22 protein-coding genes are annotated in these 26,095 nt (G+C 71.3%); 12 read left to right on the forward strand and 10 right to left on the reverse strand.

Translation table 11 applies throughout. The features are described 5' to 3' along the window. Positions 1-88: 88 nt before the first annotated feature. The 5 genes from iolC to mmsA all read left to right on the forward strand — a co-directional run bounded on the left by iolC (position 89) and on the right by mmsA (position 6,223). Positions 89-1,039 (forward strand): 5-dehydro-2-deoxygluconokinase, encoded by a 951-nt coding sequence (gene iolC / locus G6045_RS13480; RefSeq protein WP_235967868.1) that lies wholly within the window; start codon positions 89-91, stop codon positions 1,037-1,039. After that, complete coding sequence (locus G6045_RS13485) at positions 1,036-1,923, forward strand: Cgl0159 family (beta/alpha)8-fold protein (protein ID WP_328707761.1); 888 nt, start codon at positions 1,036-1,038, stop codon at positions 1,921-1,923. Before iolC ends, G6045_RS13485 begins: the two co-directional genes overlap by 4 nt. Positions 1,924-1,936: 13 nt before the next feature. Then, positions 1,937-2,764 (forward strand): 5-deoxy-glucuronate isomerase, encoded by an 828-nt coding sequence (iolB, locus tag G6045_RS13490; RefSeq protein ID WP_165332165.1) that lies wholly within the window; start codon positions 1,937-1,939, stop codon positions 2,762-2,764. Then, on the forward strand, positions 2,761-4,656 hold the full coding sequence (iolD, locus tag G6045_RS13495; RefSeq protein WP_165332166.1) for a 3D-(3,5/4)-trihydroxycyclohexane-1,2-dione acylhydrolase (decyclizing): 1,896 nt from the start codon (positions 2,761-2,763) through the stop codon (positions 4,654-4,656). The genes iolB and iolD overlap by 4 nt, the downstream gene beginning before the upstream one ends. 64 nt (positions 4,657-4,720) lie before the next feature. After that, positions 4,721-6,223, forward strand: a complete 1,503-nt coding sequence (mmsA, locus tag G6045_RS13500) for a CoA-acylating methylmalonate-semialdehyde dehydrogenase (protein ID WP_165332182.1) — start codon at positions 4,721-4,723, stop codon at positions 6,221-6,223. Here the strand turns inward: mmsA and G6045_RS13505 are convergent, their stop codons facing one another. Further along, complete coding sequence (locus G6045_RS13505; RefSeq protein ID WP_165332167.1) at positions 6,224-6,982, reverse strand: CTP synthase C-terminal region-related (seleno)protein; 759 nt, start codon at positions 6,980-6,982, stop codon at positions 6,224-6,226. A gap of 116 nt (positions 6,983-7,098) precedes the next feature. Between G6045_RS13505 and G6045_RS13510 the strand changes: the two genes are divergently transcribed. Then, on the forward strand, positions 7,099-8,007 hold the full coding sequence (locus G6045_RS13510) for a LysR family transcriptional regulator (RefSeq protein ID WP_165332168.1): 909 nt from the start codon (positions 7,099-7,101) through the stop codon (positions 8,005-8,007). On the opposite strand, the gene G6045_RS13515 is transcribed toward G6045_RS13510, so the two are convergent. Together G6045_RS13515 and G6045_RS13520 are read right to left on the reverse strand one after the other, a co-directional pair. After that, on the reverse strand, positions 7,979-8,773 hold the full coding sequence (locus G6045_RS13515) for a LolA-like protein (protein WP_165332169.1): 795 nt from the start codon (positions 8,771-8,773) through the stop codon (positions 7,979-7,981). The genes G6045_RS13510 and G6045_RS13515 overlap by 29 nt on opposite strands. Before the next feature lie 120 nt (positions 8,774-8,893). Then, entirely contained in the window at positions 8,894-9,820 is a 927-nt protein-coding gene (locus tag G6045_RS13520) for a LysR family transcriptional regulator ArgP (RefSeq protein WP_206343693.1), read from the reverse strand. A 90-nt stretch (positions 9,821-9,910) separates the two neighbouring features. On the opposite strand from G6045_RS13520, the gene G6045_RS13525 reads away from it, so the two are divergent. Beyond that, a complete protein-coding gene (locus G6045_RS13525; RefSeq protein ID WP_165332170.1) occupies positions 9,911-10,540 on the forward strand; it encodes a LysE/ArgO family amino acid transporter in 630 nt (209 codons plus the stop codon). A gap of 22 nt (positions 10,541-10,562) precedes the next feature. Here G6045_RS13525 and G6045_RS13530 read toward each other — a convergent pair whose 3' ends face one another. The 3 genes from G6045_RS13530 to G6045_RS13540 form a co-directional block, all read right to left on the reverse strand. Beyond that, positions 10,563-10,976 carry a GNAT family N-acetyltransferase gene (locus tag G6045_RS13530; RefSeq protein ID WP_165332171.1) on the reverse strand — a complete coding sequence of 138 codons (414 nt, stop codon included), beginning with the start codon at positions 10,974-10,976 and terminating at the stop codon, positions 10,563-10,565. Beyond that, complete coding sequence (locus G6045_RS13535; protein WP_165332172.1) at positions 10,940-12,043, reverse strand: WxL protein peptidoglycan domain-containing protein; 1,104 nt, start codon at positions 12,041-12,043, stop codon at positions 10,940-10,942. The genes G6045_RS13530 and G6045_RS13535 overlap by 37 nt, the downstream gene beginning before the upstream one ends. 91 nt (positions 12,044-12,134) lie before the next feature. Further along, complete coding sequence (locus G6045_RS13540) at positions 12,135-13,463, reverse strand: hypothetical protein (RefSeq protein WP_328707762.1); 1,329 nt, start codon at positions 13,461-13,463, stop codon at positions 12,135-12,137. 484 nt (positions 13,464-13,947) lie between these two features. On the opposite strand from G6045_RS13540, the gene G6045_RS13545 reads away from it, so the two are divergent. The 3 genes from G6045_RS13545 (at position 13,948) to G6045_RS13555 (ending at position 19,480) form a co-directional block, all read left to right on the forward strand. Next, a complete protein-coding gene (locus G6045_RS13545) occupies positions 13,948-16,593 on the forward strand; it encodes an alpha/beta fold hydrolase (RefSeq protein ID WP_165332173.1) in 2,646 nt (881 codons plus the stop codon). After that, positions 16,590-17,456, forward strand: coding sequence for an ABC transporter permease (locus G6045_RS13550; protein WP_165332174.1), 867 nt, complete (start codon positions 16,590-16,592; stop codon positions 17,454-17,456). Before G6045_RS13545 ends, G6045_RS13550 begins: the two co-directional genes overlap by 4 nt. A 359-nt stretch (positions 17,457-17,815) precedes the next feature. Further along, positions 17,816-19,480 (forward strand): vWA domain-containing protein, encoded by a 1,665-nt coding sequence (locus G6045_RS13555; protein WP_165332175.1) that lies wholly within the window; start codon positions 17,816-17,818, stop codon positions 19,478-19,480. Positions 19,481-19,730: 250 nt separating this feature from the next. Here the strand turns inward: G6045_RS13555 and G6045_RS13560 are convergent, their stop codons facing one another. From G6045_RS13560 to G6045_RS13575, 4 genes are all read right to left on the reverse strand, one after another. After that, entirely contained in the window at positions 19,731-19,913 is a 183-nt protein-coding gene (locus G6045_RS13560) for a hypothetical protein (RefSeq protein WP_165332153.1), read from the reverse strand. Positions 19,914-20,042: 129 nt separating this feature from the next. Beyond that, positions 20,043-21,254 carry a S8 family peptidase gene (locus G6045_RS13565; RefSeq protein ID WP_165332176.1) on the reverse strand — a complete coding sequence of 404 codons (1,212 nt, stop codon included), beginning with the start codon at positions 21,252-21,254 and terminating at the stop codon, positions 20,043-20,045. A gap of 205 nt (positions 21,255-21,459) precedes the next feature. Further along, the gene (locus tag G6045_RS13570; protein WP_165332177.1) at positions 21,460-21,693 is read right to left on the reverse strand and encodes a hypothetical protein; all 234 of its coding nucleotides are present in this window, start codon (positions 21,691-21,693) and stop codon (positions 21,460-21,462) included. Continuing rightward, a complete protein-coding gene (locus G6045_RS13575; RefSeq protein ID WP_165332178.1) occupies positions 21,690-23,084 on the reverse strand; it encodes a hypothetical protein in 1,395 nt (464 codons plus the stop codon). The genes G6045_RS13570 and G6045_RS13575 overlap by 4 nt, the downstream gene beginning before the upstream one ends. Before the next feature lie 242 nt (positions 23,085-23,326). Between G6045_RS13575 and G6045_RS13580 the strand changes: the two genes are divergently transcribed. Together G6045_RS13580 and G6045_RS13585 are read left to right on the forward strand one after the other, a co-directional pair. Next, positions 23,327-25,234: an AMP-dependent synthetase/ligase gene (locus G6045_RS13580; RefSeq protein WP_165332179.1), complete on the forward strand. Its 1,908-nt coding sequence runs from the start codon at positions 23,327-23,329 to the stop codon at positions 25,232-25,234. 149 nt (positions 25,235-25,383) lie between these two features. Next, the coding region (locus G6045_RS13585) for a hypothetical protein (RefSeq protein ID WP_206343694.1) at positions 25,384-26,095 on the forward strand (712 nt) is incomplete at its 3' end.

The following is a 26,095-nucleotide window of genomic DNA, read 5'->3' on the forward strand; positions in this document are numbered from 1 at the left end:
GCGGTACGACATGGACCAGGGCGGAACCGAAAGGGTGTGGCCGGTGTCCGAACCGCAAGGCCAGCAGGACCAGTTCGACGTGATCGCCATGGGCCGGATCGGCGTGGACCTGTACCCCCTGCAGACCGGTGTGCCGCTCGCCGAAGTCGAGAGCTTCGGGAAGTTCCTCGGCGGCTCCGCCACCAATGTCGCCGTCGCCGCGGCCCGCCTCGGCCGGCGCACCGCGGTGATCACCCGCACGGGGGCGGACCCGTTCGGCACGTATCTCCACCAGGCGCTGCGGGAGTTCGGCGTGGACGACCGCTGGGTGACCGAGGTCGCGGGACTGCCGACCCCCGTCACGTTCTGCGAGATCTTCCCGCCGGACGACTTCCCGCTCTACTTCTACCGGCAGCCGAAGGCGCCGGACCTGGAGATCCGCCCCGACGAGCTCGACCTCCAAGCGGTGCGTGCGGCGCGGGTGTTCTGGATGACCGGCACCGGCCTCAGCGAACAGCCCAGCCGCGACGCCACCCTCACCGCACTCGCCGCCCGCGACCGCGCGGGCCTCACGGTCTTCGACCTCGACTGGCGGCCCACGTTTTGGAAGAAGGGGGCTTGGAAGAAGGGGGCTTGGAAGAAGGGGGCCTGGAACGAGGAGCCGCGCCCGTACTACGAGCAGGCCCTCGCCCACGCCACGGTCGCCGTCGGCAATCTGGAGGAGTGCGAGATCGCCACGGGTGCCCGGGACCCTCTGGACGCCGCGCGGAAGTTGCTGGACCGCGGGGTCGAGCTCGCCGTCGTCAAACAGGGACCCAAGGGCGTGCTCGCGCTCAACAGCAAGGGCGAGAGCGCCGAGGTCCCACCGGTGCCGGTCGAGGTGGTCAACGGGCTCGGCGCCGGTGACGCCTTCGGCGGCGCGCTGTGCCACGGACTGCTCGCCGGCTGGGAGTTGGAGCGCATCATGCGGTACGCGAACGCCGCCGGAGCGATCGTCGCCTCGCGGCTGGCCTGCTCCTCCGCGATGCCGTATCCGCATGAGGTCGAGGCGGTCCTGTGAGCGTCCCCGTGATCAGTCCCGCCGAACTCGCGCGGACCCGGGCCCTGCACCCCGAGGCCGTCGCGGAGGCCGCCGCACGCAGACGCCGCAGAGCACTCATCGGCGCCGGCGGACGGCTGCTGATCATCGCCGCCGACCATCCGGCGCGCGGCGCGCTCTCCGTCGGCGGCCGGCAGCTCGCCATGGCCAACCGGCTCGACCTTCTCGGCCGTCTCTGCCTGGCCCTTGAACACCCGGGTGTGGACGGCGTGTTGGCCACCGCCGACATCCTCGACGACCTGCTCCTTCTCGGGGCGCTCGACGACAAGGTGGCGCTCGGCTCCATGAACCGGGGCGGGCTCGCCGGCTCGGTCTTCGAGCTCGACGACCGCTTCACCGGCTACCGGCCCGCCGACCTCGAGCGCTCGGGGCTCGACGGCGGCAAGCTGCTGCTGCGGATCGACTACGACGACCCCGGCTCGCTCGCCACCCTGCACTCCAGCGCCCGGGTCATCGACGACATGGCGGAGCGCCGGCTGCCGGTGTTCGTCGAGCCGTTCGTGTCACGGCGCGTCGACGGTCGCCTGGGCAACGACCTGTCCGCCGAGGCCGTCACCACCTCCATCGCCATCGCCTCCGGACTCGCCGGCACCTCCGCGTACACCTGGCTGAAGGTGCCCGTGACCGAGAACCCGGACGACATGGCGCGCGTCATGGCGGCCTCGACGCTGCCGTCCGTGATCCTCGGCGGCGATACGCATGCCGATCAGGACGCCGCGTACGAGAAGTGGCGGGGGGCCCTGCAACTGCCCACCGTGCAAGGGCTTGTCGTGGGCCGTTCGCTGCTCTATCCGCCGGATGACGATGTGGCGGCGGCCGTCCAGACCGCTGTGGGCCTGCTGTAGGGAGTGAGTCGCGATGCATGTACGGGCAGGGGAGACGGCGCACGGGCCGTACGCCCTGGACATCGACCCGGAGCGGGCCGGATGGACGTTCGCGTCCCTGCGGGTGCTCGATCTGCCGCCGGGCGGTTCGCACACCTTGGTGAGCGGCGGCAGCGAGTGGATCGTGCTGCCGCTGACCGGGGGCTGCACCGTTTATGTGAACGGCATGATGATCGAACTCGGCGGGCGCAAGGATGTCTACGCGGGTGCCACCGATTTCGCGTACGTACCGCGTGACGCCCACACCCAGATCGCCTCCGCCGTGGGAGGCCGGTTCGCTTTGGCAGGAGCGAAATGCGAGCGGAGACTCCCGGCTCGCTACGGCCCCGCGGCGGAGGTTCCCATCGAACGCCGGGGCAGCGGCCGCTGTACGCGGGAGGTCCGCAACTTCGCCGCGGCCGCCCCCGCCGGAGGCGATGGTGGACGCAGTTTCGAGTGCGACCGGCTGATCGCGGTCGAGGTGCTCACCCCAGGCGGCAACTGGTCCTCGTATCCGCCCCACAAGCACGACGAGCACGTGCCGGACGTGGAGAGCGAGTTGGAGGAGATCTACTACTTCGAGATCGACGGCGGCCCGGAAGGCCTCGGCTACCAGCGCGTGAGCCCGTCCCGCGACGGCGGTACGGATGTGCTCGCCGAAGTCCGTACGAGGGACGCGGTCCTGGTCCCGGACGGCTGGCACGGGCCTTCCATCGCGCAGCCAGGGCACGACATGTACTACCTGAACGTGATGGCCGGTCCGGGCGCGGGCCGTGAGTGGCGGATCCGGTTCCACCCCGACTATGCGGAGGGTTACCGATGAAACTCACCGTGGCCCAGGCGCTCGTACGCTTCCTGTCCCGGCAGTACAGCGAACGCGACGGGACCCGGCAGCGGCTGATCACCGCGACCTGGGGGATCTTCGGGCACGGGAACGTGGCCGGCCTCGGGCAGGCACTCGTCGAGTACGGCGACGCGATGCCCTTCCACCAGGGGCGCAACGAGCAGGCGATGGTGCACGCGGCGGTCGGGTACGCGCGGCACTCGCGGCGCCTGTCCACGCACGCGGTGACCACCTCCATCGGCCCCGGGGCCACCAATCTGGTGACCGGCGCCGCGCTCGCCACCGTCAACCACCTGCCCGTACTGCTGCTGCCGGGCGACGTCTTCGCGGCGCGGCCCGCCGACCCCGTACTGCAACAGCTCGAAGTGCCGTACGCGGGCGATGTGTCGGTGAACGACTGTCTGCGGCCGGTGTCGAAGTACTTCGACCGGATCACCCGCCCCGAGGCGCTGATCCCGGCGGCGCTGAGCGCGATGCGGGTGCTTGCGGATCCCGTGGACACGGGCGCGGTGACGCTCGCGCTGCCGCAGGACGTGCAGGCCGAGGCGTACGACTGGCCCGAGGAGTTCTTCCGGGAGCGGGTGTGGCGGATCCCGCGGCCGCAGGTGGACGAACGCGACCTGAACGAGGCGGTCGCGCTGATCCGCCGTTCACGGCGGCCGCTCGTCATCGCGGGCGGCGGTGTCCGTCACGCCGGAGCCGAGGCCGCCCTGAAGGCGTTCGCCGACAGCACGAAGATCCCGGTCGCCTCGACCCAGGCGGGCAAGGGATCGCTGCCCCACGACCACCCCGCCGACCTCGGCGGGATCGGGCACACGGGCACGGCCGCCGCGGACCATATCGCCCGCACCGCCGATGTGGTGATCGGGATCGGCACGCGTTACACCGACTTCACGACGGCCTCGGGCACGCTCTTCGAGCACCCGGATGTGCGCTTCGTGAACCTCAACATCGCCGGGTTCGACTCCCACAAGATGGGCGGGATCTCACTTGTCGGGGACGCGGCCGCCGGGCTGATGCAGCTGAGGTACCTCCTCACGGAGCGCACCGCGGACACCGAGCTGATCCCCGCCTACCGCCTGCTCAGGTCGTACGCGACCGAGTACGGCCGGGCCAAGGCGGAGTGGGACTCCCTGGTCACCAAGGCCTACGCGGCGCCCGACGAGGAGGCACGGCCCGCGCAGGCCCAAGTGCTCGGTGTCCTGGACGAGTTGGCCGACGACCGCGACGTCCTCATCAACGCCGCGGGATCCCTGCCCGGCGATCTGCACAAGTTGTGGCGCACCCGCCGCAGCGACCAGTACCACGTCGAGTACGGCTACTCCTGCATGGGCTACGAGATCCCGGCGGCCATCGGCGTCAAGCTCGCAGACCCCGCGCGCGAGGTCTGGGCGCTGGTCGGCGACGGGACGTATCTGATGATGCCGACCGAACTCGTCACCGCCGTGCAGGAAGGGATCGCGATCAAGGTCGTGATCCTGCAGAACCACGGGTACGCGTCGATCGGCGGCCTGAGCGAGTCGGTCGGGGCCGAGGGGTTCGCGACCGGATACCGGTACCGGGCCGAGGACGGGACGTACACCGGGGACCCGCTGCCGGTGGATCTCGCGGCCAACGCGGAGAGCCTCGGGATGCGGGTGCTGCGCGCCAAGACCGTACGTGAGCTGCGGGAAGCTCTCCGCGAAGCGCGCGCGGCGACCGTTCCCACATGTGTCTACGTCGAGACCGAATCCGCAGACACAGTGTCGGGCGTGCCACCCGCGCAGGCGTGGTGGGATGTTCCCGTGGCCGAGACCGCGAGCCGCAAGGCGGCGGTCGAGGCGCGCCGGACCTATGAGAGGCGAGTGCGGGCCCGTAGGCGTCATCTGTGACCGTCGGCCCGGCGCCATCTGTGACAACCAGCAGGAGTTCGAGGAGTACGCCATGACGAACGCCGTGACGAAGACCGTGCACCACTGGATCGGTGGCAAGACGGTCGAGGGCGCCTCGGGCCGCTCGGGGCCGGTCACCGACCCGGCGACCGGCGCCGTGACCACGCAGGTCGACTTCGCCTCCGTCGAGGAGGTGGACGCGGCGGTCGCCGCCGCGAAGGAGGCCTGGGCGACCTGGGGGCAGTCCTCGCTGGCCCAGCGCACCACCGTCCTGTTCAAGTTCCGTGCGCTGCTCGACGCGAACCGTGACGCGATCGCCGAGCTGATCACCGCCGAGCACGGCAAGGTGCACTCGGACGCGCTCGGCGAGGTCGCGCGCGGTCTGGAGATCGTGGACCTCGCCTGCGGGATCACCGTGCAGCTGAAGGGCGAGCTGTCGACCTCCGTGTCCAGCCGTGTGGACGTGGCCTCGATCCGGCAGCCGCTCGGTGTGGTCGCGGGCATCACGCCCTTCAACTTCCCGGCCATGGTGCCGATGTGGATGTTCCCGCTGGCCATCGCGTGCGGCAACACCTTCGTGCTCAAGCCCTCGGAGAAGGACCCGTCGGCGGCCATGAAGATCGCCGAGCTGCTCGCCGAAGCGGGCCTGCCCGACGGTGTGTTCAACGTCCTGCACGGTGACAAGGTGGCCGTGGACCGGCTCCTGGAGCACCCGGACGTCTCGGCGGTCTCCTTCGTCGGCTCGACCCCGATCGCCCGCTACATCCACACCACCGCCTCCGCCAACGGCAAGCGCGTCCAGGCGCTCGGCGGCGCCAAGAACCACATGCTGGTCCTGCCCGACGCCGACCTCGACGCGGCCGCCGACGCGGCTGTCTCGGCGGCGTACGGCTCGGCGGGCGAGCGCTGCATGGCCATCTCCGCCGTGGTCGCCGTCGGTTCGACCGGTGACGAGCTGGTCGCGAAGATCCGCGAGCGCGCCGAGAAGATCAAGATCGGTCCGGGCAACGACCCGGCGTCCGAGATGGGCCCCCTGATCACCGCGGCCCACCGCGACAAGGTGGCCTCGTACGTGCACGGTGCCGCGGACCAGGGCTCCGAGGTCGTCCTCGACGGCACGGGTTACACCGTCGAGGGCCACGAGGACGGCCACTGGATCGGGCTCTCGCTGCTCGACCGCGTCCCCGTCACGGCCGACGCGTACAAGGACGAGATCTTCGGCCCGGTCCTGTGCGTCCTGCGCGTCGACACGTACGAGGAGGGCCTGGCCCTCATCAACAACTCGCCCTTCGGCAACGGCACCGCGATCTTCACCCGCGACGGCGGCGCGGCCCGCCGCTTCCAGCTGGAGGTCGAGGCCGGCATGGTCGGCGTCAACGTCCCGATCCCGGTCCCCGTCGGCTACCACAGCTTCGGCGGCTGGAAGGACTCGCTCTTCGGCGACCACCACATCTACGGCAACGACGGCACGCACTTCTACACCCGCGGCAAGGTCGTCACGACCCGCTGGCCGGACCCGTCCGAGGCGCCGGCCGGCGTGGACTTGGGCTTCCCGCGCAACCACTGATCACATGGCGGTCTTCGCCGCGGCGGCCTCTCTCACCGCCGCCGCGGCGAAGCCGCGGATCACAGGGTGCGGGCGGGTGCCGGCGTCGGTCAGTTCCGGTTGGAACAAGGTGGCGAGGAAGAACGGGTGGCCCGGTAGCTCGGCGACGCGGACGGCGCCTTCGTCGTCCGTACCGCTGAAGTGCAGGCCGTGCTCGCGCAGGGTGCCCAGATAGTCCTCCACCAGGGCGTACGAGCAGTGGTAGCGCTCCAGTGACCGCTCGGTGCCGAGGAGTTCCCGTGCCAGGGTGCCCGGCTCGAGGCGGACGGCGCCCTCGTGTCCGACCAGGGAGCACGCGAGCGGCACGATCAGCTGCCTCTCGGCCGTCGGGTCGTTCTCGGCGTGCGCGGCATCGGCGAGACCGCAGACGTTCCGTGCGAACTCCAGGACCGCGTGCTGGAATCCGCCGCAGGTCCCGAGGAACGGGATGCGCTGTTCCCGTGCGGTGCGCACGGCCCTGAGGGCGCCCGCCTCGCTGCGGTAGGGGCTGCCCGGCAGCACCCAGATCCCGTCGAAGCCGTCCACCCCCTGGGCGGCCGCCTCCTCGGTCGGAATCCAGTACGCCTCCAGATCGAGGTGCTCGCGCTCGCGCAGCGCGCCGATGAGGCCCGGGATGCGGGTGTGGGAGCGGACGTTGGGGGAGCGGTCGCCGACGAGGGCGATACGCGCTGCGCGTGCTGTATGTGCTTCTTGTCCCGTAACGGGCAGGGCAGTCGTCATGTCCGCATCGTGAGCCCGGAGCCCACATCAGGTCCAACGATGATTCCTGGAGGCTGCATCAGCAGTACTGATGCAGCCTGGTGCGGCCCGATACGGCCTGATACAGACTGACGGACGTGGATCCTCATCTCCTGCGGACGTTCGTCGCCGTCGTCGACCAGGGTTCGTTCTCCGTCGCGGCGAGCACGCTCGGCTATACGCAGTCGGCCGTCTCCCAGCACATCGCGGCCCTCGAATCCGACCTCGGCGCACCGCTGTTGACCCGCCGGCCCGTCGCCCCGACCGCGGCCGGGGCCCGGCTCATGGAGCACGCCCGCCCGCTGCTCCTGCGCCTCGACGCGGCCCGCGCCGATCTGGCCCGGCTCAACCAGGCGCCACAGCAAGGGATTTCCCTCGCCTGTACGCCGCTGTCGCACCCCGCGCTCCTTGCCGCACCCCTGCCGGGGGACCGTCCGAGCCTCAGGGTCCTGGGCCGGGACGAAGCACTGAGAGCCGTGACATCAGGCGAGGTCGACCTCGCCCTCGTGGACGGAGCGGCCGCTCCCAGCGACCCGCTCGCGCTCGCGGACCTCGGGCCGCTCACCACCGTGCGGGTCGCCGAGGAGTCCTTGGCGGTCGTGCTGCCCGCCCAGCACCCCCTCGCCGGCCGTCCCTCCGTACGCCTCGCGGACCTGAGCGAGGCGCACTGGATCGACGCCCCCGACACGGGAGTTCCGCTGCCGCGGCTGCGGGTGGCGGCGGGCACCGACGGGTTCCGCGCCCGTACGACCTACGAAGGCACGGACGTCCTCACCCTCGGTGCCCTGGTCCGCGCGGGCCACGGACTCACCGTGCTGCCGGACTCCACGGCGCGGCGGCTGCACGGCGTGACCGTGACCGCGGTCTCGGCGCCGCACATCGTGCACCGGGTCGAGATGGTGCACGGGCGGCTGCCGCGGGGAGCGGCGCGTGAGCTGGTGGAGCGGATCGGAGCGGGGGAGGGCGGACCCGGGCAGGTCACGAGCCCTGCATCTGCTCCTCGATGATCTTGGACAGGTCGGCGGTGTCCTTCGCGGGCGGCGCCGTGATCTTCTTCGCGGCGCCGAACTTCTTGAAGTCCATGCTCATCTTCATGGCGCCCATGTCCTGCTTGATGCGGACCGGCATGTTCTGGCCGTCGAGCCAGATCTCCATGGTGACCTTGTCGAAGTCCTTGCCGATCGCGTTGGCGAGTCCTTCCCCGGCGCCGCCGAGCGAGTCCGCGGGGAACGTGGTCCTGTAGTGCGTCGTCTTCTTGCCGAGGACCGTCTCCTCGCCGACCTTCTCGACGTCCTTGGCGTCCTTGATGCCACGCAGGCCGGACGTCGGGTCGCCGGACACGGCGACCTGCTCGGCGGCCTCCTCGCCGAGCACGGCCGATACCTCGACCTTCGCCCAGTGCTTGTTCGCCAGCGGGCCCGCGGCCTGCGGCTGCACGTTGTAGTAGTAGGCGCCGTCGACGAGCAGCGCGCGCACCTTGTCGCCCTCCACCAGGGCGCTCATCCCGGCGGCCGCGGCGTCCATCCGCACGTCGTACGCCATCCCGCCGCCCTTGCCCCAGGCGAAGGTGCCTTCCATGGCGATGGGGTCGCCCTGGCCGAGGTCCGTGCTCATCGCGACCTCGGCCGAGCCGGCCTTCTGCGTCTGGTCGGACGCCTTGGTCAGCGCACTCAGGAGCGCCGCGCCGGTGTCGACGGTCGAGCCCGCTCCGCAAGCGGTGGCGCCGGCTGCGAGGACGACGAGGGCGGCCGTGGCCGCGAGGGTGCGCTTCATGAATCTCTGCCTCTGCTGGGGGTGTTCGCCTTGATCATGGCAACCCTAGGGAGGCGCGGAGGGCGTACGGCCGGACATAAGACCCGGATAAGCGGGACCTGAGTCACCAAGATCTGCGGGTCAGCCCGGTGGGTGCAGGAACTCGGCGGCCGCCTCGGTGACCGTTGCCGCGACGTGCGCGAGGGCGGGGACGTCGAGCTTCCACTGCTGCCAGTACAGAGGTACGTCCAGATGCTTGCCCGGCGCCAGTGCGGTGAGGGCGCCGGAGCTCAGGAGCGGTGCGGCCTGGAGGTCGGGGATCAGACCCCAGCCGAGGCCGGCGGCGACCGCGTCGAGGAATCCTTCGGACGTGGGGACGTAGTGGCGCAGCGGACCGGCGTCCGCGCGGCCGCGCGTGAGGGTGCGGACGAAGCGGTCCTGGAGCTCGTCGCGCCGGTCGTAGACCACCACCGGTGCCTGCGGCAGCCGGCGGGACAGCGGTCCCGGTGTCAGATGCCGTTCCTTGAACTCCGCGGTGGCGACCGGCAGATACCGCGAGAGGCCCAGCGGCCGTACCGTGCACCCCGCCACCGGCTCCGCCGACGAGGTCACCGCCGCCATCACGCGGCCCTCGCGCAGCAGCTTCGCGGAGTGCCCCTCGTCCTCGCGCAGGAGCTCGAAGCAGACCGGCGGGTCCTGCGGCACCCGGATCAGGGCGGTCAGGAACCAGGTGGCCAGGGTGTCCGCGTTCACGACGATGGGCAGCCGGGCCGCCCCGCGCGGTCCGTCGTCCGCGGGGTCGTCCTCGAGTCCGAGGTCCAGGTGCGCCGCCTGCTCGAGGGCCGCGAGCTGCCGCGCGAAACGCACGACGACCTCGCCGGACTCGGTCGGCCGCACCGGCTTCGTCCGCATCAGGAGCACCCGCCCGGTGCGCTGCTCGAGGGCTTTGATCCGCTGGCTGACCGCCGAGGGCGTCAGATGCAGGGCGGCCGCCGCGGCGTCGAAGGTGCCCTCGTCGACGGCGGCGAGGAGGGTGCGGACCAGGTCGTGGGGCAGTTCCATCGGCATGGCCGCTCCAGCCAGAGTCATTACGAGCGCTAAGGGTACGTAAGAAACTTTAGCTGTACTGAAGGCTCGCTGATCCTTAGCGTCGAAGGCATGAACAGCGGACTTCTCCCGGCGGTCGGCGCCGGCTTCGGCACCGGACTCTCCTTGATCGTCGCCATCGGCGCACAGAACGCCTTCGTGCTGCGTCAGGGCGTGCGCGGACAGGCCGTGCTCCCGGTGGTCGCCATCTGCGCCGCATCCGACGCCGTCCTGATCGCCCTCGGAGTGGCCGGCCTCGGTGCCGTGGTCACCGCCTGGCCGCCCGCGATGACGGTCGTCGGCCTGGCGGGCGGCGCGTTCCTGAGCGGATACGGCGTGCTGGCCGCCCGGCGCGTGCTGCGTCCGGCGGACGGTGGCCAGGGGCTGCGGGCGCAGGGCGCGGGGACGCGTTCGATACGGGCCGCCGTGCTCACCTGCCTGGCGCTGACCTGGCTGAACCCGCATGTCTACCTGGACACGGTGCTGCTCCTCGGCTCGGTGGCCGCGCAGCGCGGGGACCTGCGGTGGGTGTTCGGCGCCGGCGCGATGCTCGGCAGCCTGGTGTGGTTCGCGGCCCTCGGGTACGGGGCGCGGCTGCTCAGCGGTGTCCTCGCGCGGCCGACGGCCTGGCGGGTGGTGGACGGCGCGGTGGCGGTGACGATGCTGGCCCTGGGCGGGATGCTGCTGTTGCGCACGCTGTGAGCACGTACCGCAAGCCGTACCGCTACCCGCCGAACTCCCACGTCAGCACCGCGCACACCCCGTCCTGCCGCGCACCGGTCGCCCGGTACGTCGCCAGCGCCCCCTCGTTGTCCGTGTCCACCGGCACCCACATGTCGTAGCACCCCAGCTTCCGAGCCAGGGCGGCGAGTTCGCCGATGAGTGCCGTCGCGATCCCCCTGCGTCGGTACGGAGCGTCCACGCCCATCTCGTACAGGCACATCTCCACCCCCTTGTCGGGGTGATGGATCTCGATGCCGGTGACGAAGCCGGTGGGGACGCCGTCCTCGTACGCGAGGAACATGTGGTGGCCGCCGGCCGCGAGGAAGCGGCGGGTGGCCTCCTCGCGGGGCGGGGCGTCGAAGAGGTGGGCTGCTGCTGTCACCTGGTCAACGTCGGTGGCGCGGCGGATGTCCATTCCTCATCGGTATCACGGGAGTCGGCGGACTTCGGGGTTCCGCGCAGACGGGACCTCAGCCGGCGCCACAGCGCGCGCGGACCGCCCGCGCGGCGGATCCGGCGGCCGACCCAGACCAGCAGGGCCAGCGTGAAGAGTGCGCCGAGGGCCGGCCAGGGCACGGCCAGGAAGGAGGTCTCGCGCGTCGTCTGCGCCACCTTCGGCTCGTCGAACGCGCCGGCCTTCGCCTTCACCGTCACCCAGTCCAACTGGGGTGAGCCCGCCCAGGGTTCGGTGAACTCCACGCGCTGGCCGGGCAGCAGCTCCAGCTTCAGGGCGCGAGGGCGCTGGGTCAGGACGTCGCGCCCGAACAGGCCCTCCGCGGAGAGCTGGATCGTGGGGCGCAGACGGACGTTGCCGCGGTTGACCAGGACGTAGCGGACCGTGGCCTTGGCGTCCGAGACCCAGGGGATCAGGGGAGCGGCGCGATCGACCGAGACCGACTCGACCGCCAGGTCGGGTGCGAGAGGCCCGCTGACCCGCAGATACATCCGCGCGCCGACCGAACGCTGCACGCCCACCTGGACCTTGTCCTTCTTGCGGATGCTCTCCACCTTGGTGTTGAGCGCCACGATGCCGCCGATGTGATCACCGGGGGTGGCGTCGGCGGGCACCTTGAGGCGGAACGGGATGTCCACCCGCTGGTGCGCCTCGACCGTGAGGGTGGTGTCCCGGGCGGCGTCGTTCTTGCCGAGCAGCATCCACGTGCCGACATCCGTCGGCTCGCGCTCCACCGGCAGCAGCGCGAACGCGCCGCCTTGCGGGGTGTTGATCGCGTCCGTGGCGAAGACCCGGAAGGTGAGGGCCTCATCCGAGGTGTTGGCGATGGTGACGCTGTCCTCGATCTCGCCGCCCGGGTCCGCCTCATGGGCGAAGTACTCGCGGGTGCGCTTGTCCGAGCCCTCCGGCGGTGTGGGGAAGACCGCCCAGGTGCCGTTGTCCGCCGCGCGGGCGGTGGTCGGCGGTCCTGTGAGGGTGATGAGCAGGCCGACCACTGCGGCCACGATCAACGCGTACGGTCTGGTCATGCCTGCTCCAAGAAGCCTGAGTCGTACGGGAGTTGGGGCGGGGCACGCCCTGAAGTGACCGAGCCGGAGCGCGCCCCGCCCCCTTGCGGGGTTACGCCATGGAGAACGTGACGACCGACTGATAGGCGTCCGCGAACATGAACGGCGGAAGCTTCAGCGAGGCACCACCGCCGACCGCGAACTCGCCACCGGTCAGCTCCTCACCGCCGGGCGCCTGGGAGGCGACCTGCTTCGGTGTGTCCGTGATCGCACCGGCCGCGCCCACAGCGCATGGGCTCGGGCTGTCCGGGTTGGTCACGGCGCAGGTCGGCGCGATGGTGAGCGCCGCTGTGTTCATCGCGTGCCCGGTGGCCGTGTTGAGGAACGGTGTCCTCGTCACGGTCACGTCCCAGCCGAGGCTGCCACCGCGGAAGTCCTGTACGGCGGCGGCGTTGAAGGTGCCCGTCACCGTCTGGGACTTGCCGTTGATGGTGATCGAGCCCAGGTCGAGCGTGGGCAGACCGCCCGCGGGTCCGATCGCCAGAGCGCCCGGAAGCACCTCGATGTCGACAGGGTGCGGCACGCCTTCGATCGGGGTGACCCAGACGAAGGCCTTGCCCGGGGTGGCGCCGATCCGGATGCTGTCCGCCTTGGTGGTGACCGTGAGCGAACAGGTCGCGTTACCGGCCGCGTCCGCCGTTCCCGTACCGGTGTCGGTGTCCACGCCGGCCAGGGACGCGGTACAAGTCACCGGCCCTGGTGCGAAGTTGACACCAGTCGCCGTCACGGCCGTCCCCGGACCACCGTTGTTCGGGGTCAGTTTGGTCGTGGTCGGCACGGTCGGCACCGGGATCTGGTTGGTGACGATGGCGACCTTCGGCGCGTTCGCCGTGCACGTGGTTTCCTGCGCGCCCAGCGGCGGGTTGGTGATCGTGGTGATGGTCTTGGACGAATCCGCCAGCCACTTGATGGCACCCGGGCTCGCGGACGCCGGGATGGTGATCGGCGCGTTGTTGGTCCAGGGCGCGATCGACGGCTCACCGTTCGCCGGGACGGTCTGCGGGTCCTGAACGGCGCCGGTGACGGTCACCTTGGTGCCGGCCGGGATCCCCGCGTTCTCCAGCTCGAAGGTGACCGACGGCGTCATCGTCAGCGTCAGCTGCAACGGCACCGTCACGCCGGTCGGCGAGGGTGTCACCTTGACCGAACCGGCCGGCAGGACATCGCCCGGCTGTACCTCGTCCGGCACCTCCACCGTGTACGTGGAGTTCATGTCGCGCGGGTTCGGCGACGGAGAGCCCGGTGGCAGCTGGCAGTGCATGCTGGCCGTGGCGGTGCCCGTCACGGCGCTCGCGGGGGCCGCGAGCCCCACGACACCCGCCCCCACGGCTAGGGCCAGCGCTCCCACGCAGGCCAGACTTCGCTTACGGGTCGTTCTCACTGGGTGGTGCCCCCTTGGGTCGTGATCCTCGTATGCGATACGGCAGTTGGGCAGCCGTAAGTGATCACAGGAGGTGTCGGCCCAAGGCATTGAGTGCTTACATGGGACCGGCACTCCTGTGCCGACGGACCGGCCACCCTTGACCTGTTGGCGCGGGAAAGGGTGGCCGGTTTGGTATGTGGTGCGGCTCGTTGCTCATGGCTGTGGTGCGGTGGTCGCATTAGCGCGCCAGGTGCCGGAGATGTCAATGACATGTGAAGGTCGCCGGGGACCACGTTTGACGGTCCGTCAGGTGTGAAAGCGCTCCCATTCTGATATGCCCCCTATGTCCGCAGTAAGGTGCGCTTTAGGTGGCCCGTTACCGAAGGAGCGCCACGTACTGCGTCTGCGGTACGCCGCGCACGTCTCCTACCTCTGGGGGAGGCCCGGGGTCTCCGTCCGGCGGGGGCCGCGGTTGTCACAGCGTCCGCTTACGCTCGTAGGCATGGATCTTCGACTGCCCGCGCTGAAGCGTGCCCGGACACGCCCCCGACGGCTCGCCGCCGCGGGGGCCGCGCTCGCGGTGCTCGTGGGCGCCGGCACCTGGACCGCCGTGGCGACCGCCGACGACAAGCCCGCCGTGCACCGCGCGGACGCGCTGATGCAGATGGACGGGGCGCGGATCGACACCTCGTACTTCACGGCGGGCGGCAGTGACACCAAGCGCCCCGCCGTCCTGATCGGACACGGCTTCGGCGGCAGCAAGAAGGATGTCCGGGCCCAGGCCGAGCGGCTCGCCGAGCGCGGCTATGCGGTGCTCACGTGGTCGGCGCGCGGCTTCGGCAAGTCCACCGGCAAGATCGGGCTGAACGATCCGAAGGCCGAGGTCGCCGATGTCTCGCGCATGATCGACTGGCTGGCGAAGCGCCCCGAGGTCCAGCTCGACAAGAGCGGCGACCCGCGCGTGGGCGTGACCGGCGCCTCCTACGGCGGCGCGATCTCCCTGCTCGCGGCCGGACACGACGAGCGCGTCGACGCGATCGCGCCGCTCATCACGTACTGGAATCTGTCGGACGCCCTGTTTCCGAACGGGGTCCTGAAGAAGCTCTGGGCGGGATACTTCCTGTCCACCGGCGGCGGCTGCGACAAGTTCGAGCAGCAGATCTGTGAGATGTACAACCGCGTCGCGGTCGCGGGCAAGCCCGACGCGAAGGCGGAGCGGCTCCTTGAGGAGCGCAGCCCGTCCGCGGTCGGCGACCGGATCAAGGTGCCCGCGCTGATCCTGCAGGGCCAGACCGACTCGCTGTTCCCGCTCGGCCACGCCGATGCGATGGCGAAGGCCATAGGGGACAACGGAGGACCGGTCGCCGTCGACTGGATCGCCGGCGGCCACGACGGCGGCGACATGGAGGCCCCGCGGGCCGACGGCCGCGTGGCCGGCTGGTTCGACCGCTACCTCAAGCAGGACAAGGGCGCCGACACCGGTCCCGCGTTCCGGGTGACCCGTACCGGGGGAGTGGACTCCACCGACGGACGGGCGCAGCTCAGGGGCGCGACCGACGGGCAGTACCCGGGGCTCGACAGCGGCATGAAGACCGTCGAGCTGAACAAGGGCACCAAGTCCCTGGACAATCCGGCGGGTTCGAGCCCGCCCGCGATCTCCACGGTGCCCGGCCTCGGCGGCGGTCTGAGCCAGCTGTCCTCGCTCGGGCTCGGCGGGCTCTCGCTCGACTTCCCCGGCCAGTTCGCGGCCTTCGACTCGGCGCCGCTGGAGAAGGACCTGCAGATCACCGGCTCGCCCACCGCGAAGGTACGGGTGCAGTCCGACTCCGGCGAGGCGGTGCTCTTCGCGAAGGTGTACGACGTGGGGCCCGACGGGCGGCAGCAGGTGCTGCCCTCGCAGCTCGTCTCGCCGATCAGGGTCACCGACGCCGAGGAAGGCCGCGAGGTCGACCTCACGCTGCCCGCGATCGACCATGAGGTGCGGTCGGGGCACAAGCTGCGCCTCGCCCTCTCCTCCACGGACCTCGGCTATGCCTCTCCCGTCGAGCCCGCCACGTACAAGGTGACCCTGCTCGACGACCTGAGCGTGCCCACGGCGCCCGGTGTGAAGACCGCCGCCGCGCCGCTGCCCGCCTGGGTGTGGGCGCTGCCGCTGGTGGGCGTGGTGCTCGCGGCAGGGCTCCTGTTCACCGCCCGGCGCCGCGTGGCCGCACCGCCCGCGGACCCCGAGCTGGCCGAAGTGCCGCTGCAGATCACCGACTTGAGCAAGAAGTACGGCAAGTCCGACCGGTATTCCGTACGGGATCTGGGCTTCCGCGTCGAGAAGGGCCAGGTCCTCGGGCTGCTCGGACCGAACGGCGCGGGCAAGACCACCACCCTGCGCATGCTCATGGGCCTGATCACCCCCGACGCCGGAGAGATCCGCGTCTTCGGGCACGCGATCCGGCCCGGCGCCCCGGTCCTGTCCCGGGTGGGCGCGTTCGTCGAGGGCGCGGGCTTCCTGCCGCACCTGAGCGGACGGGAGAACCTGGAGCTGTACTGGGCCGCGACCGGCCGTCCCGCCGAAGACGCCCATATCGAGGACGCGTTGGAGATCGCCGGCCTCGGCGACGCCCTCGCCCGCGCCGTGCGCACGTACTCGCAGGGCATGCGCCAGCGCCTCGCCATCGCCCAGGCCATGCTCGGCCTGCCGGACCTGCTGATCCTCGACGAGCCCACCAACGGACTCGACCCGCCGCAGATCCGCGAGATGCGCGAGGTGATGATCCGGTACGCGGCCGCCGGGCGCACCGTCATCGTCTCCAGCCATCTGCTCTCCGAGGTCGAGCAGTCCTGTACGCATCTGGTCGTCATGGACCGGGGGCGGCTCGTACAGGCCGGACCCGTCGCCGAGATCGTCGGCTCGGGCGAGACGCTCCTCGTGTCCACGGCCGAGCCCGTGACGGAGGCCGTGGCCGAGAAGATCGACTCCCTGCCCGGCATCGGCTCCGCGGCGATCGCGGAGAGCGGTCTGCTCGTACGGCTCGACGGCGCGAGCGTGACCGACCTGCTCACCGAACTCCTGCGCCTCGAAGTACCGGTGACCGGTGTCGGACCGCACCGCCGCCTCGAGGACGCGTTCCTGAACCTGATCGGAGGCTCGGCATGAGCACTGAGGTGAAGCCGGCCGAGGCCGCACCCGGCTACCGCGCCCGACGCACCCTGCCCTTCCGGGTGGAGGCGCTGCGCCAGCTGAAACGCCGCCGCACGCTGGTGATGGCCGGGATCCTGACGGTCCTCCCCTTCGTCCTGGTCGCGGCCTTCGCGATCGGCGGCACCCCCGACGGGGACGGCGACCGCGGCCCGACCCTGATGCAGACGGCCACCGAATCCGGCGCCAACTTCGCGGCGACCTGCCTCTTCGTCTCGGCCGGGTTCCTGCTCGTGGTGCCCGTCGCGCTGTTCCACGGCGACACCGTGGCCTCCGAGGCCAGCTGGTCCTCGCTGCGCTATCTGCTCGCGGCGCCCGTGCCGCGCGCCCGGCTCCTGTGGAGCAAGCTCGCGGTGGCGCTGGCGTTCAGCGCGGCGGCGATGCTGCTGCTCCCCCTGGTCGCACTCGTCGTGGGCACGGCGGCGTACGGCTGGGGTCCCCTGCAACTCCCCACCGGCGGCGGGATCGGGGCGGGGGAGTCGGCCGGACGGCTCCTGATCGTGGTCGTGTACGTATTCGTGTCCCAACTGGTCACCGCGGGCCTCGCGTTCTGGCTCTCCGTGAAGACCGACGCCCCGCTCGGCGCGGTCGGCGGCGCGGTGGGCCTGACCATCGTCGGCAACGTCCTCGACGCGGTCACCGCACTCGGCGACTGGCGCGATGTGCTGCCCGCGCACTGGCAGTTCGCGTGGATCGACGCGCTCCAGCCCAAGCTGGAGTGGGGCGGGATGCTCCAGGGCGCGGCGGTCTCAGTCACGTACGCGGTGGTCCTGATCGCGCTCGCGTTCCGGGCGTTCTCGCGGAAGGACATCGTGTCCTGAACACCACCGTTCGGGGCGGGGCCAGCCGGTCGCGTACGCGGTGAAGGCGGCCCAGGCCGTGGGTTTGAGAGGGGGACCCGCTGTCGCGCCATTTGGTGCGAAACGGACAGTGTGCGAGACATTGGGTCCCCCTCTCGGGTTCTCCGGATAGGTGGGGGCAACCAGCCGTCCAGGGGCGGACGTTATGGTTCCGCGATTGGGGTGATCGGTCCGTCGTCGGGTTGTGACCGGGGCGCGATCTTCGTTATCGGTCCGCGATCGGCGTTGCCGCATCGCAACCCTTCCGCAATAGGCCGGACCGCACATTCCTGAAGTCCCCTGCGTCACAGTCACAAGACCGATGACCGAGGGGGCACGTGATGCGACGCACAGGAGTACGGTCCGGGGCGCTCGCCCTGGTGATGGCCGGGGCGCTGCTCGCCACCGGCTGTGGCGCCGGGGGCAGCAGCGACGGCAACCGGGCGAGCGAGGGGGGAGGGAACAAGGCCGACAGCGCGCCCATGCCCGCGCCGGACCAGCCGCGAGGCACCGAGGGATCCGAGGGTGCGCAGAAGGACGGGGAGAGCCGGGAGATCGCACCCGAACCCGATTTCCTCTCCACGTTCGCGCTCGATGTGGACACGGCGTCGTACGGCTACGCACGCCGCTCGCTCGAAGAGGGCCGGCTGCCCGACCCGGCGAACGTACGGCCCGAGGAGTTCGTCAACAGCTTCCGCCAGGACTACGAGCGGCCCGACGGCGACGGCTTCTCGGTGAGCGTCGACGGTGCCCGTACGGGCGATCCGGACTGGTCCCTGCTGCGGGTCGGCCTGGCCACCCGCGGCGGTGACGGGGAACGGCGGCCGCCCGCGGCCCTCACCTTCGTCGTGGACATCTCGGGGTCCATGTCCGAGCCCGGCCGGCTCGATCTCGTACGGGACTCCCTCGACCTCATGACGGACCGGCTGCGCTCCGACGACCGGGTGGCCATCGTGACGTTCTCCGACGAGGCCGACACCGTCCTGGAGATGACCCGGATCGGCGGCAACAAGGACCGCATCCACGACGTGATCGACGACCTGGAGCCCACCGACTCGACCAATGTCGCGGCCGGTGTGGAGGAGGGCTACGACACCGCCGTGGACGGCAAGGTCCCCGGCTCCACCAACCGCGTCGTGCTGCTCTCCGACGCGCTCGCCAACGTCGGCGAGACGGACGCCGACGGGATCCTGGAGCGCATCGAGGACGAGCGCAAGGAGCACGGCATCACCCTGTTCGGGGTCGGGGTGGGCAGCGAATACGGCGATCAGCTGATGGAGCGGCTCACCAACAAGGGCGACGGGCACACCACGTACGTCTCGAGCATCGACGAGGCCGAGAAGGTCTTCTGCGACGACCTGCCCGCCCATATCGAGCTGCGCGCCCGCGACGCCAAGGCGCAGGTGGCCTTCGACCCGCAGACGGTCAAGCAGTTCAAGCTGATCGGCTACGAGAACCGCGAGGTCGCCGACGAGGACTTCCGCGACGACCGCGTGGACGGCGGCGAGGTCGGCCCCGGCCACACTGTCACGGCGCTCTACGCGGTACGGCTGCGCGACGGCGCCGACGGCGGGCATGTCGCCACCGCCAGCGTCCGCTGGCTCGACCCCGACAACCGGTCCCCCTCCGAGGAGTCCGAGCAGATCGAGGCCTCCGCCCTGAACAAGCCCCTGTGGGGCGCCGGCGCCGACGAGTCGCTCCAAGTCGCCGCCGTGGCCGGGTACTTCGCGGACGGCCTGCGGGCCGAGTCGGGCTACCGGCCGTGCGAGTCGGAGACCGAGTGCACCGAGGACGACATGGCGCCGACGCCGGGCGGCTCCCTGCCCGGCGCACCGTCGCTGCCGGAACTCCGGCGCGAGGCCCAGCAGTTGGCCACCTCGACGGGTGACGCCGCGGTACGGGACCTCGCCACCTCCCTCGAGCAGGCCTGCCGCCTCCTGGGCCTGGAGCCCGCACCCGAGCGGGATGACCGCGACGGAGGCGGGGAGCCGGAGGGGGAGCTGTAAGCAGTGGGATCTCCCCTTCCGCAAGAACAATGGCGGGACAGCCGCGCGACGGCGGAAGGGGACGGGTAGGGGTGCCAGTTACACGGGCGCCCCCGACGTCAACGGCACCCCTTCACGGGAACGGCGCCATTGCCCGTGTAACTGGCACCCCGGACCGGCACCGACCCCACAACGCAACCGCAGCGCGGCCCAGCGGCGGGGTGCGGAGCGGGGCGAGGAGCGGGGTGGGGAGCCGTGAGTGCGGAGCCGGTCAGTCGCGGCTCGAACTGCCGCTCCTGCCGCCCTTGCTCGCCGCCCGCGTCAGCTCGCCCGCGCCCCGGGTGACGGCCGCGATGATCCGCACCCAGCGCGGGCCGCCGCGTTCGGCCCACACGATGCACACCAGGCCGAAGACGACGAGAGCGAGCAGCCCGGAGAAGAAGGCGATCTCCACAACGGTCCCCCTTGAACATGGCGGCCGCCCCCTGCGTCCGCCGAAGTCGGGGCATCATTGCAGATCAGAGCCCGGGGCGGCATGCGCCCCGGGCTCTGTGGATCATCCCGTTACACCGGTGTTGCGCTTCTACAGCAGCGAGTACAGCAACTTGTTCGGCGAACCCGTGCGCGGGTCCTGGACCTTGCCGGTGGTCGCCCCGTTCACCAGCGCGTCCCGTACCTGCGCGGGGGCGGCGCCGGGGTTGGCGGCCAGGTGGAGGGCCGCGACACCGGCCGTGTGCGGCGCCGCCATCGACGTACCGCTGATGGTGTTGGTCGCGGTGTCGTTGGTGATCCAGGCCGAGGTGACGCTCACACCGGGCGCGAACAGGTCCAGGCATGTGCCGTAGTTGGAGAACGACGCGCGCCGGTCGTTGCGGTCGGTCGCACCCACCGTGATCGCCTCGGGGACCCGGGCCGGCGAGGAGTTGCAGGCGTTCTGCGGCCAGCCGAGGAAGTTGCCGTTGCCGGCCGCGAGCGAGTAGGTGACACCGGAGGCGATGGAGCGCTTCACGGCATTGTCGAGCGAGGTGTTCGCGCCGCCGCCCAGGCTCATGTTCGCCACGGCCGGCTTGACCGCGTTCGCGGTCACCCAGTCCACGCCCGCGATCACTCCCGCGGTGGTGCCGGAACCCTGGCAGTCGAGGACGCGGACGCCGACGAGCTTGACGCCCTTGGCGACGCCGTAGTTGCTGCCGCCCACGGTGCCGGCCACATGCGTGCCGTGCCCGTTGCAGTCCTGCCCGTTCTGACCGCCGCCGACCGTGTCGGTACCGATGCTCGCGCGCCCGCCGAAGTCGCTGTGCGAGGTGCGGATGCCGGTGTCGATGATGTACGCCGTCACATTGGACGCGTTCGTGTTGTACGTGTACGTCGTGGAGAGCGGGAGGTCCCGCTGGTCTATTCGGTCGATGCCCCAGGTGGCGTTCGGCTGGGTCTCGCTGACGGAGACCCGCGCGTTCTGCTCGACGTAGGCGACCTCGGGGTCCGCGGCGAGTTCCTTGGCCTCGGCCTGGGAGAGCTTGGCCGCGAAGCCCTTCACCGCGCTGCCGTAGACATGCGTGAGGCTGCCGTCGTACTCGCCGGTCAGCGAGCGGGCGGCGGACCTCGTCTCGGCGCGCGATGCCGAACCGTCCTTGAGGACGACGATCCAGCTGCCGTCGACGGCCGTCGACCCCGGCGCGTACCGGAGATCGCCCGCGGCGGGCGCGGAGTGGGCGGGGGAGCCGGCGAACTGGATGCCGGCGGCGAGCAGGACGGGCACGAACAGCGCGCCGAGTCTGCGGGAGGACGAACCCATGGTGGAGCACCTGACCTTTCGTTGACCGACCGGTCCGCACACCCGCGAGGAAGCGGTGGGTGCGGCCCAGGTGGGGAACGGGCAATGAGGTGTGCGCGGTGCGTGACGGCAACCCCTGGGCGGTGCGAGGGGTGCCGTGAAACATCATGGCGTCACGCTGTGCATGCCAAACCTGCGCCTGCGGTGAGGGATTGTGCAGATCCGGTCAGGGCCGGCCGCACAACTCCCGTACCGCTTGGGCGGGATCGGTCGGGAAGCGGAAGCCCGTGCGCTGAAACGAGCCGGTGAGATTGGCGAGAAACCGGCGGGTGGTGAGCGGCGCCTGCGTCGCCTCGCGGAGCTCCGCGAGGCCGCCGCAGCGCAGGGCGCGCCGGGCCGCCTCCACCTGCGACGGGTCGACGCCGTCGGGGAGTTCACCGGCGCCGCGGTCGGCGATCACCCACGCGTCCGGCAGATGCTTGTCGTGCCCGACCCGCCCGCCAGGTCGAGGGCCGCACCGTCCAGCGGGACCGAGGTGCCATTGTGGCCGAGCACCGGGTAGACACCGGTCACGGTGGGAGCACCGGCCGTGAGCTGCACGGGCCCGGGGAACAGCAGCGCCGGCGGCTTGGCGGTGCGCGCCGCACGGCCGTAGCGGGCGTGCCAGTCGGCGCCCGCGAACGTGTGGTGCAGCGGATGCGGATCGGCGTTCTGCGCCACGTACACCCCGCGTTCGTCCGCGATGCCGGCCGGGCCGACCCGCCCCTCGTAATCGATCCGCAGCACGCTCGCGCACACCGCCGCCCACACCGCGACCCCCACCGAGGCCAGCGCGGCCGCGCGGCTCGCGGGCGCGAGGAAGACCGGAAGCAGCATCAGGAACAGGCCGGGGAGCAGCATCCGGCCGTGCATGAAGTCCCCGCCGACCTTGATGACATACGCCCAGCACAGAACACCGGCGAGGACCGGCGCGAGCACCGGCACCCACGGCACCCGCACCGACGTACGCGCCGGCAGCACCGCCGCGAGCACGAACAGCGCGGGCACCCACAGCAGATACGGTCCTGCAAAGTCGCCGAGGTACGCGAACCCGCGCGCCCACAGGCTCTGCGATGCCTCCTTGGTGACCGCCGGCAGCGGCACGAGGTGCCCGTAGTAGCCCGCGCGGAAGATCTCGTACGCCGCGGGAAGCGCGAGTGCCGCCCCCAGGCCGGCCAGGGTGCGCCGCCTTCCCGGCCGGACGAGCAGCCACTGGGCGCCGAGGAACACCGCCGACACCAGGCCCAAGTCCGGTCTCACCAGCGGCCCGAGGCCGAGCACCACCGACGTCCACACCGAGGCGGGCCGGGTCACCAGAAGCAGCCAGCCACCCGCGAGCCAGCACGTGGCGAGCCCCGTCTCCAGACCGGAGGTGGCGAAGTCCCACACCGGGGGCAGCGCGAGCAGCAGGGGTGCGCCCAGCGGCAGCGTCGCCGAACTCCCGTAAAGGCGCAGGCAGCCGTACGCGGCGAGCGCGAAACCGGCGGCGGTCAGGAGCAGCCCGCCGTAGACGGCCGCCCGCGCGAGGTCCACGCCGGTCACTCCCGCCGCGGCGAGCAGCCACTGCCAGAGCGTGCCGGTGGAGGCCTCGGCGCGTTCGCCGGGATTGAACACCGGGCCGTTGCCCGCCAGGATCTGCCGGACCGTGCGGACATAGATGAGGGCGTCGTCGGACATCCAGCGCCGCTGGAACCCGGCGACCAGGATCACCAGCGCGGGCAGCGCGATGAGGGCGGCCCGCAGTCCGCGCCGGGGCCGGGCTCCGTCCTCGGTGAACTCCACGGTGTGGGTGGGTGCGTACGTCGTGGCCATGCTCCGACCCTCACCCGGGGCGGGCCCCGGGCGGCGCGGGCGCGCCGGAGGTGTGGGCCTGACGGGTGCACACGATGCCCCCTGCCGGAGGCATTGATTTCGCGTTACGCATCGGTAAGTTGACCCTTGCGTAAAGAACTTGGCACCTCCCGAGCAAGGCGCTCGGCACACCTGCGTGAAGAACGTGGCACCACCGCACCACTCGTCGTGACCAGCGGAGCAGCGGACCAACGGAGCCGACCATGGGCGTACGCAAGGATCTGAAGCGGGCGAAACAGCGCAGCGATCTCGCGGCCAGGGCCCGCACCGAGCTGCTCCGCGAGGACGGGGTGGTCCGCGAGGCGCGCGTGGCCGCCCTGGTCGCCGAGAAGCCCGGCGGCTCGGTCGCGGACATCCCCTTCGCCAACGCGCTGGAGGACCCCCACGCCGTGGTGGTCCGGCGCAAGGAGGCGGGCGAGTGGCGGGCGGTGACCGCCGAGACCTTCGCGCGTGAAGTCACCGCCGCGGCAAAGGGGTTGATCGCCGCGGGCCTCGAACCGGGCGGCCGCGTCGCCCTGATGTCCCGTACGCGCTACGAATGGGCCGTCCTCGACTTCGCGATCTGGGCGGCCGGCGGCCAGTCCGTGCCCGTGTACGCCACCTCCTCCGCCGACCAGATCGCCTGGATCGCCGAGGACTCGGGCGCCGGCATCGTGATCGCGGAGACGGCCGAGAACACCGCGACCGTCCGTACGGCCATCGGCGACAAGGCCAGGCTCTTCGAGCTGGATGCGGGCGCGATCCTCGAACTGGCCACGCTGGGCCGCGACATACCCGACGAGGAGGTGGACAAGCGCCGGGCCGCCCTCACCCCCGAGACCATCGCCACGGTCTGCTACACCTCCGGCACCACCGGACGCCCCAAGGGCTGTGTGCTCACGCACGGCAATCTGCACGCGGAGGCCGCCAACACGGTCGAGCTCCTGCACCCGGTCTTCCAGGAGGTCACCGGACAGATCGCCTCGACCCTGCTCTTCCTGCCGCTCGCGCACATCCTGGGCCGCGCGATCCAGATCGCCTGCCTCCTCGCCCGGATCGAGATCGCCCACTGCCCGAGCATCAAGCCCGACGAACTGCGGCCCGAACTCCGCTCCTACCGGCCCACGTTCATCGTCGGCGTCCCGTATCTCTTCGAGAAGATCCACGACACGGGACGCGCGACCGCGGAGAAGATCGGCCGCGGCGCCTCGTTCGAGCGCGCGGACCGGATCGCGGTGCGCTTCGGCGAGGAGTATCTGCAGAAGTTCCTGGGGACCGGCAAGGGACCCTCGCTCGGTACCTACCTCGCCTGGGGCCTGTACGACCTGCTCGTCTACCGCCGTATCCGCAAGGAACTCGGCGGCCGCCTGCGCTACGCGATCAGCGGCGGCTCACCCCTCGACCCCCGGCTCAACCTCTTCTTCTACGCCGCCGGAATCATCATCTACGAGGGCTACGGCCTCACGGAGACCACCGCGGCCGCCACCATCACACCCCCGCTCGGCCCACGCCCGGGGACCGTCGGGCTGCCCGTCCCCGGTACGGCCATCCGGATCGCCGAGGACGGGGAGGTGCTGATCCGCGGCGGCATCGTGTTCGGCGCGTACTGGAACAACGAGCGGGCCACGGACGAAGTCCTGGACGACGGCTGGTTCGCGACCGGCGACCTCGGTGAGCTCGACGGTGACGGCTATCTGCGGATCACCGGCCGCAAGAAGGACATCCTCGTCACGAGCGGCGGCAAGAACGTCGCGCCCGCCGTCCTCGAGGACCGGCTGCGCAGCCGCCCGCCGATCGGCCAGTGCCTGGTCGTCGGCGACAACCGGCCGTTCATCGGGGCCCTGGTCACCCTGGAGCCGGACGCGGTCGCGCACTGGCTGTCCGTACGCAAGATGCCGGCCGGCACCCCGCTCGCGGACGTCTGCCGCGACCCCCGCATGATCGCGGATGTGCAGCGGGCCGTGGACTACGCGAACGAGGCCGTCTCACGGGCCGAGTCGATCCGCGGGTTCCGGCTCGTGGAGGGCGAGTTCAGCGAGGAGAACGGACTCCTGACCCCCTCGATGAAGGTCAAGCGGGGTGCCGTGATGCGGGCTTACGAGGGGGAGATCGCCGCGCTGTACGGGGGCTGACCGGGTCGTACGGGCCCGGAGTCGTACGGGCCTTTCGTCATGGGCAGTCGGGACCTTCGCCGTCCGTGGGCGCGCCCCGGGTGGCACACGCTGGGAGCAGCGAACTTACGGTTCCGTAAGTTACGACGGCGACACCGATCGAGGACGACATGCCGACTGCTCCGCTCCGCGCACCCAAGGTCACGGCCGACGGGGCGCCGCCCCAGGTGATCCAGGGCGGCATGGGCGTGGGCGTCTCCGGCTGGCGGCTCGCGCGCGCCGTCTCCCGTACGGGCCAGCTCGGCGTCGTCTCCGGCACCGCGCTCGACGCGGTCCTCGCCCGCAGGCTCCAGCTCGGCGACCCCGGCGGAGACGTCCGCCGCGCGCTCGCCGCCTTTCCGGTGCCGGAGCTCGCGGCCGCCGTGCTCGAGCGGTACTACGTGCCGGGCGGGCTCGCCGAGGGCGAGCGTTTCCGTACCGAGCCCATGCTCCGGGCCGAGCGCGGCGAGGCGGGCGAACTGCTCACCGTGCTCGGCAACTTCGTCGAGGTCTGGCTGGCGAAGGAGGGTCACGAGGGCGTCGTCGGCGTCAACTACCTCGCGAAGGTCCAACTCGCCCTCGCCCCCGGCCTGTTCGGCGCGATCCTCGCGGGGGTCGACTACGTCCTGGTCGGCGCCGGGGTGCCCGCCCATGTCCCGGAACTCGCCACGCGCCTGTCGCGCGGCGAGCCGGTGACCGTGGAACTCACCGTCGACGGCGATACGGAGCCGTACCTGCACCGCTTCGATCCGCGGTCCCTGCCGGCCGGGGGCGCGGTGGCCGCGGAGCCCGGCGCCGGCGGGCGGTGCGATGGGGGAGAGGGGCCCTGTGAGTGCGGTGGGG

It is taken from the genome of Streptomyces mesophilus, assembly GCF_011044995.1.
Taxonomy (GTDB): domain Bacteria; phylum Actinomycetota; class Actinomycetes; order Streptomycetales; family Streptomycetaceae; genus Streptomyces; species Streptomyces mesophilus.

Excerpts from the sequence above, each read along its gene's own strand:
- iolC (WP_235967868.1), top strand. The coding sequence starts at position 89 with ATGGGCCGGATCGGCGTGGACCTGTACCCCCTGCAGACCGGTGTGCCG.
- iolB (WP_165332165.1), top strand. The coding sequence starts at position 1,937 with ATGCATGTACGGGCAGGGGAGACGGCGCACGGGCCGTACGCCCTGGAC.
- iolD (WP_165332166.1), top strand. The coding sequence starts at position 2,761 with ATGAAACTCACCGTGGCCCAGGCGCTCGTACGCTTCCTGTCCCGGCAG.
- G6045_RS13505 (WP_165332167.1), bottom strand. The coding sequence starts at position 6,982 with ATGACGACTGCCCTGCCCGTTACGGGACAAGAAGCACATACAGCACGC.
- G6045_RS13515 (WP_165332169.1), bottom strand. The coding sequence starts at position 8,773 with ATGAAGCGCACCCTCGCGGCCACGGCCGCCCTCGTCGTCCTCGCAGCC.
- G6045_RS13520 (WP_206343693.1), bottom strand. The coding sequence starts at position 9,820 with ATGCCGATGGAACTGCCCCACGACCTGGTCCGCACCCTCCTCGCCGCC.
- G6045_RS13525 (WP_165332170.1), top strand. The coding sequence starts at position 9,911 with ATGAACAGCGGACTTCTCCCGGCGGTCGGCGCCGGCTTCGGCACCGGA.
- G6045_RS13530 (WP_165332171.1), bottom strand. The coding sequence starts at position 10,976 with ATGGACATCCGCCGCGCCACCGACGTTGACCAGGTGACAGCAGCAGCC.
- G6045_RS13535 (WP_165332172.1), bottom strand. The coding sequence starts at position 12,043 with ATGACCAGACCGTACGCGTTGATCGTGGCCGCAGTGGTCGGCCTGCTC.
- G6045_RS13545 (WP_165332173.1), top strand. The coding sequence starts at position 13,948 with ATGGATCTTCGACTGCCCGCGCTGAAGCGTGCCCGGACACGCCCCCGA.
- G6045_RS13550 (WP_165332174.1), top strand. The coding sequence starts at position 16,590 with ATGAGCACTGAGGTGAAGCCGGCCGAGGCCGCACCCGGCTACCGCGCC.
- G6045_RS13555 (WP_165332175.1), top strand. The coding sequence starts at position 17,816 with ATGCGACGCACAGGAGTACGGTCCGGGGCGCTCGCCCTGGTGATGGCC.
- G6045_RS13565 (WP_165332176.1), bottom strand. The coding sequence starts at position 21,254 with ATGGGTTCGTCCTCCCGCAGACTCGGCGCGCTGTTCGTGCCCGTCCTG.
- G6045_RS13575 (WP_165332178.1), bottom strand. The coding sequence starts at position 23,084 with ATGGCCACGACGTACGCACCCACCCACACCGTGGAGTTCACCGAGGAC.
- G6045_RS13580 (WP_165332179.1), top strand. The coding sequence starts at position 23,327 with ATGGGCGTACGCAAGGATCTGAAGCGGGCGAAACAGCGCAGCGATCTC.